The 14,185-nt window shown below is 74.3% G+C and carries 13 protein-coding genes; 8 read left to right on the plus strand and 5 right to left on the minus strand.

Annotated features, from left to right (window positions below):
- Positions 1 to 114 precede the first annotated feature (114 nt).
- From AMK27_RS34320 to AMK27_RS34330, 3 genes are all read left to right on the plus strand, one after another.
- Positions 115 to 591, plus strand: coding sequence for a GNAT family N-acetyltransferase (locus tag AMK27_RS34320; RefSeq protein ID WP_073917246.1), 477 nt, complete (start codon positions 115 to 117; stop codon positions 589 to 591).
- Positions 592 to 664: 73 nt separating this feature from the next.
- The gene (locus AMK27_RS34325) at positions 665 to 1,372 is read left to right on the plus strand and encodes a DsbA family oxidoreductase (protein WP_073917247.1); all 708 of its coding nucleotides are present in this window, start codon (positions 665 to 667) and stop codon (positions 1,370 to 1,372) included.
- Positions 1,373 to 1,525: 153 nt separating this feature from the next.
- Positions 1,526 to 2,584, plus strand: a complete 1,059-nt coding sequence (locus AMK27_RS34330) for an aminotransferase class V-fold PLP-dependent enzyme (RefSeq protein ID WP_073917249.1) — start codon at positions 1,526 to 1,528, stop codon at positions 2,582 to 2,584.
- Between the two features lie 67 nt (positions 2,585 to 2,651).
- Here the strand turns inward: AMK27_RS34330 and AMK27_RS34335 are convergent, their stop codons facing one another.
- A complete protein-coding gene (locus tag AMK27_RS34335; RefSeq protein ID WP_073917250.1) occupies positions 2,652 to 3,161 on the minus strand; it encodes a MarR family winged helix-turn-helix transcriptional regulator in 510 nt (169 codons plus the stop codon).
- A gap of 116 nt (positions 3,162 to 3,277) precedes the next feature.
- On the opposite strand from AMK27_RS34335, the gene AMK27_RS34340 reads away from it, so the two are divergent.
- Positions 3,278 to 4,345, plus strand: a complete 1,068-nt coding sequence (locus AMK27_RS34340) for an alkene reductase (protein ID WP_073917252.1) — start codon at positions 3,278 to 3,280, stop codon at positions 4,343 to 4,345.
- A gap of 144 nt (positions 4,346 to 4,489) precedes the next feature.
- Here AMK27_RS34340 and AMK27_RS34345 read toward each other — a convergent pair whose 3' ends face one another.
- Positions 4,490 to 5,593, minus strand: coding sequence for a pyridoxal-phosphate-dependent aminotransferase family protein (locus AMK27_RS34345; RefSeq protein WP_073917397.1), 1,104 nt, complete (start codon positions 5,591 to 5,593; stop codon positions 4,490 to 4,492).
- A 106-nt stretch (positions 5,594 to 5,699) separates the two neighbouring features.
- Here AMK27_RS34345 and AMK27_RS34350 point away from each other — a divergent pair, with 106 nt between their 5' ends.
- Positions 5,700 to 6,785, plus strand: a complete 1,086-nt coding sequence (locus tag AMK27_RS34350) for an amidohydrolase family protein (protein ID WP_073917253.1) — start codon at positions 5,700 to 5,702, stop codon at positions 6,783 to 6,785.
- A gap of 62 nt (positions 6,786 to 6,847) precedes the next feature.
- Here the strand turns inward: AMK27_RS34350 and AMK27_RS34355 are convergent, their stop codons facing one another.
- Together AMK27_RS34355 and AMK27_RS34360 are read right to left on the minus strand one after the other, a co-directional pair.
- Positions 6,848 to 7,417 (minus strand): GNAT family N-acetyltransferase, encoded by a 570-nt coding sequence (locus AMK27_RS34355; protein ID WP_073917255.1) that lies wholly within the window; start codon positions 7,415 to 7,417, stop codon positions 6,848 to 6,850.
- Entirely contained in the window at positions 7,414 to 9,591 is a 2,178-nt protein-coding gene (locus AMK27_RS34360) for a penicillin acylase family protein (protein ID WP_073917256.1), read from the minus strand. The genes AMK27_RS34355 and AMK27_RS34360 overlap by 4 nt, the downstream gene beginning before the upstream one ends.
- Before the next feature lie 92 nt (positions 9,592 to 9,683).
- Here AMK27_RS34360 and AMK27_RS34365 point away from each other — a divergent pair, with 92 nt between their 5' ends.
- On the plus strand, positions 9,684 to 10,403 hold the full coding sequence (locus tag AMK27_RS34365; protein WP_073917258.1) for a siderophore-interacting protein: 720 nt from the start codon (positions 9,684 to 9,686) through the stop codon (positions 10,401 to 10,403).
- Between the two features lie 311 nt (positions 10,404 to 10,714).
- A complete protein-coding gene (locus AMK27_RS34370) occupies positions 10,715 to 11,725 on the plus strand; it encodes an SCO1860 family LAETG-anchored protein (protein ID WP_073917260.1) in 1,011 nt (336 codons plus the stop codon).
- 151 nt (positions 11,726 to 11,876) lie between these two features.
- Here the strand turns inward: AMK27_RS34370 and cobC are convergent, their stop codons facing one another.
- The gene (gene cobC / locus AMK27_RS34375) at positions 11,877 to 13,448 is read right to left on the minus strand and encodes an Rv2231c family pyridoxal phosphate-dependent protein CobC (protein WP_073917261.1); all 1,572 of its coding nucleotides are present in this window, start codon (positions 13,446 to 13,448) and stop codon (positions 11,877 to 11,879) included.
- 6 nt (positions 13,449 to 13,454) lie between these two features.
- Between cobC and AMK27_RS34380 the strand changes: the two genes are divergently transcribed.
- Entirely contained in the window at positions 13,455 to 14,183 is a 729-nt protein-coding gene (locus tag AMK27_RS34380) for a ZIP family metal transporter (protein WP_073917263.1), read from the plus strand.
- The last annotated feature ends 2 nt before the right edge of the window (positions 14,184 to 14,185 follow it).

Below are 14,185 nucleotides of genomic sequence, written 5' to 3' on the forward strand. Positions count from 1 at the left end.
CAACCGCGCCGCCGGCCGCCACCCCCTCCCTCCCGCGCGCCGCGACCGCCCCGCCGGCCGTCGTTGGCCCCCCCCGCCGCAACCGCCCCGCCCTCCCGCGCGTCCTGAAGAACCATGATCCGACTCGCCACCCCCGCCGATCTCGACGCCGTCGTCGCCCTCCACACCGAGGCCCGCGCCACCTACTACCGCGGTCACCTCCCCGACGCCGACTTCCTCGGCCCCGAGGAGATCGCCCGCTCCCGGTCCGGCTGGGCCGCCGCGGTCGCGCGCGGCGCCGTCCTCTGCGCCGTCCGGGACGGAGAGCTCGCGGGCATCGCCGCGTACGGGGAGCGCGACGGCCGCATGCACCTCACCCAGCTCCACGTCCTCCCGGCCCGCTGGCGCGGCGGCGTCGGCACCGAGCTCCACACGGCCTGCGTCGACGGCTGGCGGGCCGCCGGGCTGACCGAGGCGCGCCTTGAGGTCTTCGAGAAGAACGAACGCGCCCAGGCCTTCTACGCCGCCCACGGCTGGACCCCCGACCCGGAGACCCCGCGCGACGGCGACCACCTCGTGCTCCGGCTCACACTCGGGCCGGAAACGGAATGAAATCCGGCGGCGGGGTCGTTGTCGCGGCAGAACACCCCGAACACCCCGCCGCCCCACCCCGGAGAGAAGTCATATGCGCGTCGAGATCTGGAGCGACATCGCCTGCCCCTGGTGCTACATCGGCAAGGCACGCTTCGAGAAGGGACTCGAGGCCTTCGCCCACCGCGAGGACGTCGAGGTCGTGCACCGCTCCTTCGAGCTCGACCCGAACCGCGCCAAGAGCGACACCGGCCCCGTCCTGGAGATGCTCGCCACGAAGTACGGCCGCACCCTCGACGAGGCCCGCGCCATGGAGGCGCACGTCGCGTCCAACGCGCACTCCGAGGGCCTCGGCTACCGCACCGAGGGCCGCGACCACGGCAACACCTTCGACATCCACCGGCTGCTCCACCTCGCCAAGGACCGCGGACGGCAGAACGAGCTCCTCGACCTGGCCTACCGCGCCAACTTCGCCGAGGAGCGCTCGGTCTTCGACGCCGGGACCCTGGTGGCGCTGGGCGTCGAGGCCGGTCTCGACGAGGCCGAGGTGCGGGCCGTCCTCGCGGACGACTCCGCCTACGCCGACGCCGTCCGCGAGGACGAGCGCGAGGCCGCCGAACTCGGTGCGAACGGCGTGCCGTTCTTCGTGCTCGACCGCCGCTACGGCATCTCCGGCGGCCAGCCCGCCGAGGTCTTCACCCAGGCCCTGGAGCAGGCCTGGCAGGGCCGGGTCCTCCAGACCGTCGGCGGCGACGCGGCGGTCTGCGACACCGACGGCAGCTGCGAGGTCCCGGGCGCGTGACCTCCCGCACCCGGCCCGGCGCGTGATCTCCCGCACCCGGCCCGGTGCATGATCATCCACACCCGCTCCCACCTGCGGAGATAAGCGCGGCTTGGGGATTCCCCGCGATTCAACCCCATTGACGGGTGATCGCGGGGAATCCAGGGTGAGAACATGAATTCCCTGGAAGAGCCCCTCGGGGGCGCCGAGTTCGCGCCGAAGAACACCTACCTCAACACCTCCGCCTGCGGGCTGCTGCCGCGGCGCGCGATCGAGGCCGTCGTGCAGCTCGCGGAGGAGACCGCCGCCGGCCGCCCGGGCGGCGCGGGGGACTTCGAGGTCGTGAACGAGGCCCGCGCCGCCTACGCCCGGCTCGTGGGCGTCGCGCCCGAGCGCGTCGCGGTCGGCAGCTCGGTCGCCGTGCACTGCGGCATGATCGCCCAGTCGATGCCGGCCGGTTCCGAGATCCTCTTCCCCGAGGGCGACTTCTCCTCCGTCATCACCCCCTTCACGATCCGCGGCGACCTCAAGACCCGCTTCGTGCCCCTCGACCGGCTCGCCGAGTCCATCGGCCCCGACACCGCGCTCGTCGCCTTCTCGGCCGTGCAGTCGGCGGACGGCAGGACCGCGGACTTCGCGGCGGTCCGGGCCGCGGCGGCCGCGCACGGCGCCCGGACCCTCCTCGACGCCACCCAGTCGGCCGGCTGGCTGCCGCTGCGCGCGGGGGAGTGGGACTACACGGTCGCCGGCGGCTACAAGTACCTGCTCTGCCCGCGCGGGGCGTCCTTCCTCACCGTCACCGAGGAGGCTCAGGACTCGCTCCTCGCGATCCACGCCAACTGGGTCACCGGCGAGGAGCTGTGGGTGAACAGCTACGGCCCGGTCCGCGAACTGGCCGCCAGCGCACGCCGCTTCGACGAGCCCGTGGCCTTCCTCTCGTACCACGGGGCGGCCCGCTCGCTCGCGCTCCTGGAGGAGGTCGGCGTCGAGCGGATCGAGGCCCACGTCAAGGGGCTCGCGGCCCGCTTCCGCGCCGGAGTCGTCGCCCTCGGGCACGCGCCGGTCATGGACGAGTCGGCGGTCGTCGCCGTCCCCGGCCTCGGGGACCGCGCGGACGCGCTGCGCGAGGCCGACGTCCTGCTCTCCGTCCGCGCGGGCCATCTGCGCGCGTCCTTCCACCTGTACAACACGGCGGCGGACGTGGACCGCGCCCTGGAGGTCCTGGCGGGCTGACACCGGTACGGCGGGGCGGGCTGACACCCGTACGGCGGGGCGGGGGGCGCCGGTCCGGGCGTACCGGTCAGCAGCCGCGCGGCGGGGCCGCGCAGTCGCCCGCCTCGCCCGCCTCCTCGCGCAGGTTGTCCGCCACGAGGCCGAGGAGCCGCGCCAGCTCGGCCCGGTCGTCCGGGCCGAGCCCGCTCAGGGAGGCCTGCTCCAGGTCGGACCAGACGCCCTCGACGCCGGCGCGCAGCGACCGGCCCTCGTCCGTCGCCTCGACCAGGACCGCACGCCGGTCGGCGGGGTCGGGCCGGCGCAGGACGAGGCCGCAGTGCTCCATGCGCTGGAGCATCTTGGTCACTGTGGAGGCGTCGAGCCCCAGGGACTGGATCAGCTCGGACTGGCGGACCGGTCCGCAGTCCCAGAGCCGCATCATCATCATCTCCTGGCCCGGGTAGAGGCCGAGCTCCCGCAGCCGCCGGCCGGCGGCGATCCGGTGCATCCGGGCCACCCCGGCCAGGGCGACGCTGACGGGGCCGCCGTGGGCGGCGGAGGGCACCTTCTCGGTACAGACGGGGTCGGTTCCTGACATCGGGGCTCCTCGGGACGGCTCTCCCCACACTTTACCTTGGTCGGCCAAGCAATGGGTTACAGTGGCAGTCGAGCCAGATACTTGGCCGACCACATAAGTTCGTGAAGGGGACAGCCATGACCACCGCCTTCGACCCCGTGGACCTCGCGGGGACCCGGCTCGCCAACCGCATCGCAATGGCCCCGATGACCCGCAGCCGCGCCGACGCCGACACCCGCACCCCCACCGCGCTCGTCGCCGAGTACTACGCCCAGCGCGCCTCGGCCGGCCTGATCATCACCGAGGGCACCCAGCCCAGCGCCGTCGGCCAGGGCTACCCCAACACCCCCGGCCTGCACAGCGCCGAGCAGGTCGCCGCCTGGCGCGAGGTCACCGACGCCGTCCACGAGCGCGGCGGCAGGATCTTCGCCCAGCTGATGCACGCCGGCCGGATCAGCCACCCCGTCGTCCTCGGCGACGGCCTCCACCCCGTCGGCCCGTCCGCCGTCGCCCCCAAGGGCCAGCTCTTCGCCGGCACCGGCCTCATCGACTTCGTCGCCCCGCGCGAGCTCACCACGGACGAGATCCGGGAGACGGTCGCCGGCTTCGCCGAGGCCGCCCGCAACGCCGTCGACGCCGGTTTCGACGGCGTCGAGATCCACGGCGCCAACGGCTACCTCATCCAGCAGTTCCTCGCCTCCGGCTCCAACCACCGCACCGACGAATGGGGCGGCCCGGTCGAGAACCGCATCCGCCTCGCCGTCGAGGTCGTCGAGGCCGTCGCCGCCGAGATCGGCCCGGAGCGCACCGGCCTGCGGATCTCCCCTGCCAACACCTACAACGACATCGCCGAGACCGACACCGACGAGCTCTACCCCGCGCTCGTCGCCGCGATCGACCCCGTCGGCATCGCGTACCTGCACGTCACGGAGCCCGCGCCGGAGATCCGCGAACTGACCCTCGCCCTGCGCAAGGCCTTCTCCGGCACGTTCATCCTCAACCCCTCCACCGAGGGGCCGACCGGCGCCGACGCGCTGGCCCTGATCGAGGACGGCACCGCCGACCTCGTCGCGTACGGCGCGCTGTTCCTCGCCAACCCCGACCTGCCCGCCCGACTGCGCTCCGGCGGCCCGTACAACACCCCGGACCCGGCGACCTTCTTCGGCGGCGACCACCGCGGCTACACCGACTACCCGGCGCTGTAACCGGAGCGCCCGGAGCCGTGACCGGAGCACCCTGAGAGGTCCGGAAGCACCCGGCGGCACGCGGAAGGGGCGGGGTCCGACACCGGACCCCGCCCCTTCCGCGTTCCTTCCCGTCCCCAGCGCGGGTCGGCGTACGCGGGTCGGTCAGACCGCCCAGGCCTCCGTCACCGCCCGGCGCGCGCCCTCCAGGTCCACCGCACGGCCCGCCTCGCCGAGCGCCGCGCCCAGCGCGGCCAGCGAGGACTGCACCGCGCCCGGAGTCGCGTCCACCCCGTAGTGGTTGACCCGGATCATCTCCGCGGCCAGCGCCCCGCCACCCGCGATCAGCGGCAGCGACGGATCGGCGGCCAGCGCCTTCGCCACCAGCTCCGAGGCGTCGGTACCCGCCGGCACGCGCAGCGTCGTCGCGACCGGCGCCGCGTCCTTCGCCTCGTACACATACGGCTCCAGGCCGCCGCCCAGGGCCAGCGCGCCCGCCCGGGTCGCCGCCGCCGCGGCCGCGTGCCGCGCCATCAGCGCGTCGAGACCCTCCGCCTCGATCCGCTCCACGCAGGCCTCCAGGGCCAGCATCTCCAGCTGCGCCGGAGCGTGCAGCAGCGCCTTCCGGCCGCCGTCGATCCAGCGCTCCTTCCAGTCCAGGAGCGAGAGGTACGAGCGGCGCGGCGCGGCCGGGTTGGCGGCGAACCGCTCCCACGCCCGCGCGCTCACCGACACCGCCGACACACCCGCGGGCCCGCCCATCGCCTTCTGCGCGCCGATGATGCACATGTCCACGCCCCACGCGTCCGGCAGCACCGGCTCGGCACCGATCGACGCCACCGCGTCCAGGTAGAACAGCGCGCCGTGCGCCCGCACGACCTCACCGATCTCCGCCACCGGGTTGGTGTTGCCGGTCGCCGCCTCCGCGTGCACCAGGGACACGAAGTCGATCTCCGGGTGGGCGGCGAGCGCCTGCTCCACCTGCGCGGCCGTCACCGCCGTGTGGAAGGGCACCTCCAGGTCGACCACGGTCGCGCCGCAGTCCCGCAGCCAGTTGCCGAAGGTCTGCCCGTACGGCCCGGTGACCACGTTCAGCGCCGTCGATCCGGCCCGCGCCCCGCTGCGGATGCACCCCTCCAGGGGGAGCAGCGCCTCGCCCTGGGTGATCACCACGTCCTGCTCCGTGGAGAGCAGCGCGGCCACCCGCCGCTCGATCGACGCGAAATGCGCGGCGGTCAGAGGGGCCAGGTCCAGGAGCGGATGTGTCACGGTCACGGCGGTGCCTTCTTCGACTCGGATTCGTGCGGGCGGAACTCCGGATCAGGGTACCGAGGGGCCCTCCCCGGCCGGGGTCCCGTCCTCGTACAGTGCAGACATGAGTGATCGCGCGGTGCTGCACGTGAAGGGTCGGGTGCTCGTCGGCCCCGAGGACGTACGGGACGAACTGTGGTGCGTCGACGGGCGGGTCACCTTCGACCGGCCCGCCGCAGAGGCGGTCACCGTCGAGGGCTGGGTGCTGCCCGGCCTCGTCGACGCCCACTGCCACGTCGGGCTCGACCGGCACGGCCCCGTCGACGAGGCGACCAGCGAGAAGCAGGCCCTCACCGACCGGGACGCCGGCACCCTGCTGATCCGGGACGCGGGTTCGCCCTCCGACACCCGCTGGATCGACGAGCGGGAGGACCTGCCGAAGATCATCCGGGCGGGGCGGCACATCGCCCGCACCCGCCGCTACATCCGCAACTACGCCCACGAGATCGAGCCCGCCGACCTCGTGGAGTACGTCGGCCGCGAGGCCCGGCGCGGCGACGGCTGGGTCAAGCTCGTCGGCGACTGGATCGACCGCGAGGCCGGCGACCTCACCGCCTGCTGGCCGCGCGCCGAGGTCGAGGCGGCCATCGCCGAGGCCCACCGGCTCGGCGCCCGCGTCACCGCGCACTGCTTCGCCGAGGACTCGCTCCGCGACCTCGTCGAGGCCGGCATCGACTGCATCGAGCACGCCACCGGACTCACCGAGGACACCATCCCGCTCTTCGCCGAGCGGGGCGTCGCGATCGTCCCGACCCTGGTCAACATCGCGACCTTCCCGCACCTCGCCGACGGCGGCGAGGAGAAGTTCCCCCGCTGGTCGGCCCATATGCGCAGGCTGCACGAGCGCCGCTACGACACCGTGCGCGCCGCCTTCGACGCGGGCGTCCCGGTCTTCGTCGGCACCGACGCGGGCGGCTCCCTCGCCCACGGCCTGGTCGCCGAGGAGGTCGAGGAGCTGACGAAGGCCGGCATCCCGCCGATCGACGCGCTCGCGGCGACCGCCTGGGGAGCCAGGGCGTGGCTGGGACGCCCCTCCCTGGAGGAGGGAGCCCCGGCCGACCTGGTCGTCTACGGCGAGGACCCGCGCGCGGACGTCCGCGTCCTCGCTGCGCCGCGCCGGGTCGTCGTCAACGGGCGGGTGGTGGGCTAGGGGGTGTCCTGCCGGTCCCGGGACACCCCCGGGACCGGCCCCGACCGCTCGCCGCCGGCCGTTCAGCGGCGGGTCAGGAACGCCAGCCGGGCCTTCTTCTCCGGGAGGAAGACCTCCGGCAGGTCCACCTCGGGCAGCACGACCTCCGGGCCCAGCTCGAACCCGGCGCGCACCATGCGGGCGATCGCCTTCTCGTTGGAGGCGTCCGGCTCCACGACCACACGGGTGTGGTCGCGCAGCGTGAAGGCGACGAGCGCGGACAGGAGCCGGCCGGTGAAGCCCGGCTGCGGCGCCGGGTTCGGCGCGATCAGGAAGTGGGCGCCGATGTCCCCGGGCTCCACCTCGTAGCACTCGCTGACGCGATCGGCCTCGGGGTCGTACGTCTGGAGCAGGGCGACGGGCTCGTCGTCCAGGACCACCAGGAAGCCGTGGTGGGTGGTGAGCGAGTCGAGGTGCGCGTAGATGTCCCGGACCTGCTCGACGGTGGTGCCGACCATGCCCCAGAAGCGGGCCCGCTCCTCGTTGACCCAGGCGTGGAGGAGCGCGGCGTCGCGCTCCGGCTCGACGGGCCGGACCGTGACGGTGCCGAAGCCCTCGACTCTCCGGACGTAGGCGGCGGTGGCGGTGGTCATCCCTGCTCCTTGGTGAGGTTCTGCCAGTCGGTGGTGACGGGGGCGAGCTCGCCCCTCAGCCACAGCGGAAGCTGGTCGCGGTGGTGCGGGTCGCCGGGCACGCCGGAGGCGCCGAACGGCACGATCCAGCCGCTCCGTTCGCGGTCGGCGAGGTCCCAGACGTAGCGGGCCGCGGAGGCCCGGGCGCTGCGGTCGGTCCACCCGGGCACGCTGGACGTGGAGAGCACGCAGTCGTGGTCCCCGCCGAGCCCCGGCCACCGCGCGTCGTCGGGGTCGGGCAGCGCCTGCCAGGGCGCGAGCCGGTGCGTGACGCCCCAGGCGGCCGGGGGCTCACCCGCGGCGACCTCGTCGAGCGCCTCGCGCACGATCCGGTCGACGTCCGCGGCGGGCACGGGCCCGGCCACGAGCAGGGTCTCCAGGGCGTAGGCGACGCGCGGCCCGAGGGCCAGCCAGGGCCGGAACACCTCGGGGTACGGGGCGGGTTCGCGCAGCGCCGCGAAGGCCTCGTGGGCGGCGAGCCGGCGGACGACGGCCCCGCGCACGGCGGCGTAGAGACCGGCGTCGGCGCTCTCCGCGTCCATCCGCCGGTCCCAGGCGAGCAGCCGGTCGCGCACGGCGGAGGCGGCGGGGGAGAGGGCTCCGGCGCGGGGCCCGGCGGGGGAGCTGCCGGAGCCGGCCCGTCCGCTCCCGCCGTCGCCCAGCCGGGCCACGGCCGCCAGGAGGCGGGCCGCCGAGCGGTTGTCGGTATCCCGGTGGACGGCGGTGATGCTCTCCGGGGTCCAGTCCGCCGAGGCGCCGAGCAGCGCGTCGATCCGGTCCGCCCGGTGCGGCGGCGCGAACTCGATGCCCAGCGGCGCGGCGAGGCCCCGGGCGTTGGCCATCACGGCGTGCCCGTCCACCTCGGCGCGGGGCAGCGGCGCCGGGGCGTCCTCCCACGCGTGTGCCGGGTCCCAGGCGGGCACGATCCGCAGCGAGTTGGTCCGGTGCCGTACGGGGACCAGGCCGGCGACCCGGTGCAGCAGGCCGCCCCCGGTGTCGGCGGCCAGGACGACGTTGACCGGCTCGACCCAGCCGTCGAGGGCGGTGTCCACGTCGGCGACGGTCCGGGCGCGCAGCAGCGCGGGCAGCACCTCGAACCCGAGCCGTCCGGTGACCCGCGGCGGGTACCGCAGAGCGACCGCCTCCCAGACCGGGGCCTGGTCCTGAGAGGCCTGCTCCCGTGAGTCCTGCTCGTCGTCCACCCCGATGATCACCGGGCCCCGGTCGGTCTCGACGACCTCGACCTCGACCGGCTCCCCGCCCGCGACCTCGATCGTCTCGGTGTGCGTCGCCGCAGGGCGCCAGCCCTCGGGGCCGTACGCCTCCACCCCGCCGTCCGGGAGCCGCCGCAGCCGCTCCCGGTAGAGGTCCTGGTAGTCCGACATCGCGTTGGTGATGGCCCAGGCCGCCGGCCCGGTGTGGCCGAAGTGGGCGAGTCCGGGGATGCCGGGCACGGCGATGCCCACCACGTCGTACGCGGGGCAGGCGAGCCGGATCTGCTGGTAGACGCCGGGCGCCTCGATGAAGCGGTGCGGGTCGCCTGCGACCAGGGCCGCCCCGCTCGCGGTGCGGCCGCCCGCGACCAGCCAGCCGTTGGAGCCCGAGGTCCCGGGCCCGTCGGTCGCGAAGAGCTCCGTCCACTCCTCGCCGAGCCGCCGGGCGACCTCCTCGCGCCACAGTTTGGTGGGGAAGCCGGCGAACAGGATGTGGGTCGTCAGCCAGACGGCGAGCGGGGTCCACGGCTCCCACCGGCCGGGCGCGAGGCCGGTCTCGGCGAACTCGGGCGCCCGTGCGGCCCCTTCCGCCAGGCCGTCGTTGACCCCGTCGACATAGGCGCGGACCCATGCCGCCGTCGCCGGGTCCTCGCGCTCGAGCCGCTCGAAGCAGCGGCGGGCGGTGTCGGCGAGCCGGGAGCGCCGGGCGAAGGTGTCCCAGCCGAGCTCGGCGGCGCCGAGGAAGGCGGCGGTGGTGCCCTGGGCGCGGTGCCGCTCGACCTCCAGCTGCCAGGCCCGGTCGCGGGCGGTGACCCGGCCCTGCGCGAAGGCGAGTTCGTCCTGGTCAGCGGCGCGCAGATGGGGGACGCCCCACGCGTCCCGGTAGACCTCGATGCTCACGGAGACCCCGATCCCGTCCATGTACCTGACATGGCGTGGACCATGTCTTCTGCGATTTTCTTAGGTTAGGCTGACCTAAATTAATCTACAGGAGTTCAGGGGAGGGGATTGCGGTGGGTCACGGCTGGCAGGGTGCCGTTCTCAAGTTGATGCGGGGCAAGGACTTCACGTTCACCGTGACGGGGGCCGAGCAGGTCACCGAGGACTACCGCAGGGTGCACTTCACGGACGGCGGTCTGCTCGCCGCCGCCGGGATCCACCCCACGATGTGGGTCCGGATCTGGTTCGAGAACGCGGGCAAGCCGCACCAGCGCGCGTACACGCTGGTCGATCCCGACCAGGAGGCCGGCACCTTCAGTCTGGAGTTCGCCCTCCACGACGGCGTGGCCAGCCGGTGGGCCCGCTCCTGCGCCCCGGGCGACACCGTCGAGGCGACCCTGCAGGGGACCGGTTTCGACGCCCCGGAACCGCGCCCCGGGCGGCTCCTCGTGGTCGGCGACCCGGCGTCGCTGCCCGCCGTCAACTCCCTGCTCGACGCGCTTCCGGGCGTCCCCGCCACCGTCTGGTTCGAGACCCAGCACGCCTCCGACGAGGAGCTGCCGGTCCGGCTCGACCCCGAGCACCACGAACTGCGCCGGGTGCCGCGGCGCGACGGCGGGGCCGACCTCGTCGCCCGCGTGAAGGCGGAGCTCCCCGGCCTCGCGGAGTCCGACCCGTACGTCTGGATCGCCTGCGACACCGCGACCACCCGGACCCTCGCCACGTACGCGCGCAAGGAACTCGCCCTGCCCAAGGAGCGCGTCCACGCGCTGGGGTACTGGCGCGCGAGCTGACCGCCCGCTCCCGATGCGCCGGGTTGACGATCCGTTACCCCGGCGCTCGGCGGCTCGTTCACACCCTTGCCGAGGGACCCGCTGTGTCCCCTCGCGTGCGAAAGACGCGGGACACCCGGGAACGGTTGTGTCGAAAAAAATCGAATATGAACACGGAAACCCCCCTTTGGAGTGAACTCACGTCAGGCGACTGTGGGTTCACTCTCCGTGCGTAAAGATTCCGGTGTCTCAAGTCGCCGAGGCCGCGCCGACCCACCGTCCCCGTGGTGAGCGGCCGGCGACGCCATGTCTCTTGTGGGGGTTCCACCATCTTGAACAGCAACACCTTCCGCATGCCCGTACGCCGTACCGCCGCAGCCGCGACCGTCGCCGCCCTGGCCGTCGGCCCCGTGCTCCTCGCGGCCCCGGCGGCGCAGGCCACGGACGGCGAAGGGCGCGCCACCGCAGTCGTCCTGCGGACCGGCCTCGACGTCTCCCTGCTCGACAAGACGGTCGACGTGCCGCTGCGGGTCTCCCTCAACGAGGTCAAGGCGCCGGAGACCGAGAGCGAGACCGCGCTCTCCGTGAAGGTGCAGGGGGCGGAGCAGGGCAAGCCGATCGACATCCTCGCCGCCGACGTCGCCACCGCGACGGCCACCGTGGACGACAAGAAGGCCGAGGGGTACGTGAACCTCGTCAAGGCCCGGGTCCACGTCCCCGGAATCCCGCTGCTCTCGCTCATCGAGGTCCAGAAGGTGACCTCCAAGGCGCTGTGCGAGGTGGGGAAGAAGCCGGTCGCCGAGTCCAACGTCCTGGGCCACGTCATCGTCTTCGGCAAGAAGACCACCCTCTCCACCGGCGGCCGGACCCAGGTCAGCGTGCCCGGTGTCGGACAGGTCACCCTCGACCTGTCCCGTACGTCCACCACCTCGCGGACGGCGGCGGCGACCGCCCTCGAACTCAAGGTGGAGGTCGACCCGCTGAAGCTCGGCGTCGCCGAGGTCAACGGCACCGTGACGCTCGCCGAGGCCACCTGCGAGACGCCCAAGGGCCCGGCCCCGACGGAGAAGCCCACCGAGGAGCCCACCGGGAAGCCGACCGAGCAGCCCACCCAGGAGCCCAGCGAGCAGCCCTCGGAGCAGCCCACGCAGCAGCCCTCGGTCAAGCCGAGCGACGCCGGCGGCATCAAGACCAACAACGGCGGCACCACGCCCACCCAGAACCTCGCCGAGACCGGTGGCAGCTCCACCACCCCGTACATCGCGGGCGGGGCGCTCGCGCTCCTCGTGGCCGGCGGCGGCGCGCTCGCGCTGACCCGCTCGCGCGCCCGCTCCCGAGGCTGACGGTCCGAGGGGGACGCGCAGGGGCATGCGCCGGAGGCTCCGGGGGGAGCCTCCGGGAGAGCACGGGTCCGGGGGAGGGCGACGGTGACGACGTCGCCCTCCCCCGGACCCGTGTGCGCGCGACGCCCGCCGGTGGTCCGGCGGCGGCCGCTCAGCCGGCCATCAGCAGGGCCTGGTCGAGGGCCTGGAGGAAGCGGTTCGTCGTGGCCCGGTCCCGGACCGCGATCCGCAGCCAGTTCCGGTCGAGCCCCGGGAAGGTGTCGCCCCGGCGGGCGGCGAAGCCCAGCGACCGCAGCCGCTCCCGGACCGCGTCCGCCCCGTCGATCCGTAGCAGCACGAAGGGGCCCTCCGCCCCCGGCACCGTCCGCACCTCGTCGAACTCCGCCAGCCCGGCGAGCAGATGGGCCCGCTCGACCCCGGTCCGGTGCGCCGCGTGCTCGGCCTCCGCCAGCGCCGCCCGCGACATGCAGGCCTCCGCCGCCACCAGGGCGGGCGTCGACACCGGCCACAGCGGCTGGGTCCGCTCCAGGGCGGCGATCGTCGCCGGCTCGGCCAGCACGTACCCGATCCGCAGCCCGGCCAGCCCCCACGTCTTGGTGAGGCTCCGCAGCACCACGAGCCCCGGCACATCGGTCCGGCCCGCCAGCGCCTCGCGCTCGCCCGGCACCGCGTCCAGGAACGCCTCGTCGACCACCAGGGTCCGCCAGGGTCTCGCGAGCGCGGCGATCGAGGCGGCCGGGTGCAGCACGGACGTGGGGTTCGTGGGGTTCCCGATCACCACCAGGTCCGCGTCCTCGGGGACCGCCGCCGGGTCCAGCCGGAAGCCGTCCTCCTCGCGCAGCAGCACCCGGCCCACCTCGTGGCCGACGTCGCGCAGCGCCGCCTCCGGCTCGGTGAACTGCGGATGCACCACGACGGGCCGGCGCACCGGCAGCGCCCGCGCGATGAGCACGAAGGCCTCGGCCGCGCCCGCCGTGAGCAGCACCCGGTTCGAGGGCAGGTCGTGCCGTTCGGCCACGGCCGCGCGGGCGGCCCGGCCGTCGGGGTAGGCGGCGAGTCCGGTGAGGGAGTCGGCGATCCGCTCCCGCAACCAGTCCGGAGGGGTGTTCGTCCGGACGTTGACCGCCAGGTCGATGAGTTTCTCGTCCCGTACCTCGGCGTCACCGTGGTGGCGCAGGTCGTGGGCGTCGGTATGCAGATGCATGTCCAGGGCCGCCGTCGTGTGGGGGGTGGGGATGGTGGGGGGTGAGCCGGGCTCGCCAGCGATGTACCCGTGAGTTCGGGGCAACAACCGTACGCCTGGGGCGTCTTCGTTCGGGTGAACCCGGACAGAAGCGGCGAGAGCGCACGTTGCGCGCCGGGATTTCCGCTTCGGTACGAGCAGCCCGGCGGACGAGCCCCCACCCGCCGCGAGCAGCGCGGCCGCCTCCGCCACCGACGCCGTACCCGTCGCGGCCAGCGGCCGCGCCGACGGATGCGGTACGGGGACGGCCGCGAGCTCTGCCGCGGTGAACGCCCGCACCGGGACCCCGAGCGCCCCGGCCGCCCCCGCGATCCCCGGCTCCGCCGCCCGCGCGTCGAGCGTGGCGAGCGAGCGGACGTCCGCACGCGTCAGCCCCGCCTCCCGCAGCACCGCGTCGACCAGGGCGAGGACCTCGTCCACCGGGACCCCGGCCCGCGCGCCGACACCGAGGTGCGCGGACGCCGCCCCATCCGATACCAAAGGCCCATGGCTGTAGTCGTCGCGCTCGGCGCGTTCCTCATGACGCTCTTCGGGGGCTGGGTCGCGGGACGCGTCACCGACCGGCGCCACCTCGTCCTCGGGCTCGCCGGCGGACTCATGCTCGGCGTCGTCGGACTCGACCTGCTGCCCGAGGCCCTGGAGGCCGCGGGCGAGGAGGTGTTCGGAGTCCCGGAGGCCCTGCTGCTCTTCGTCGGCGGCTTCCTCCTCGCCCATGTCGTGGAGCGGCTCCTCGCCGTACGCCAGGCCGCACACGGCGTCGCGGCCGACGAGCGGGTCCCGCAGGTCGGCATGACGGCGGCGGCCGCGATGGTCGGTCACAGCCTCATGGACGGCATCGCGCTCGGCGCCGCCTTCCAGGTCGGCGGCGGCATGGGCGCCACCGTCGCGCTCGCCGTCATCACCCATGACTTCGCCGACGGCTTCAACACGTACACGATCACCAGCCTCTACGGGAACGCCCGCCGCAAGGCCGTCGGCATGCTCGTCGCCGACGCCCTCGCCCCGCTGATCGGCGCCGCCTCCACCCTGCTGTTCACCCTTCCGGTGGAACTCCTCGGCGCCTATCTGGGCTTCTTCGGCGGCGCCCTGCTCTACCTGGCCGCCGCCGAGATCCTGCCGGAGGCCCACCACGACCACCCCGCCCGCTCCACCCTGCTGTGCACGGTCGGGGGCGTCGGCTTCATCTGGCTCGTGGTGGGCGTCTCCGGCGGCTGAAC

Source organism: Streptomyces sp. CB02009 (assembly GCF_001905825.1).
GTDB lineage: Bacteria > Actinomycetota > Actinomycetes > Streptomycetales > Streptomycetaceae > Streptomyces.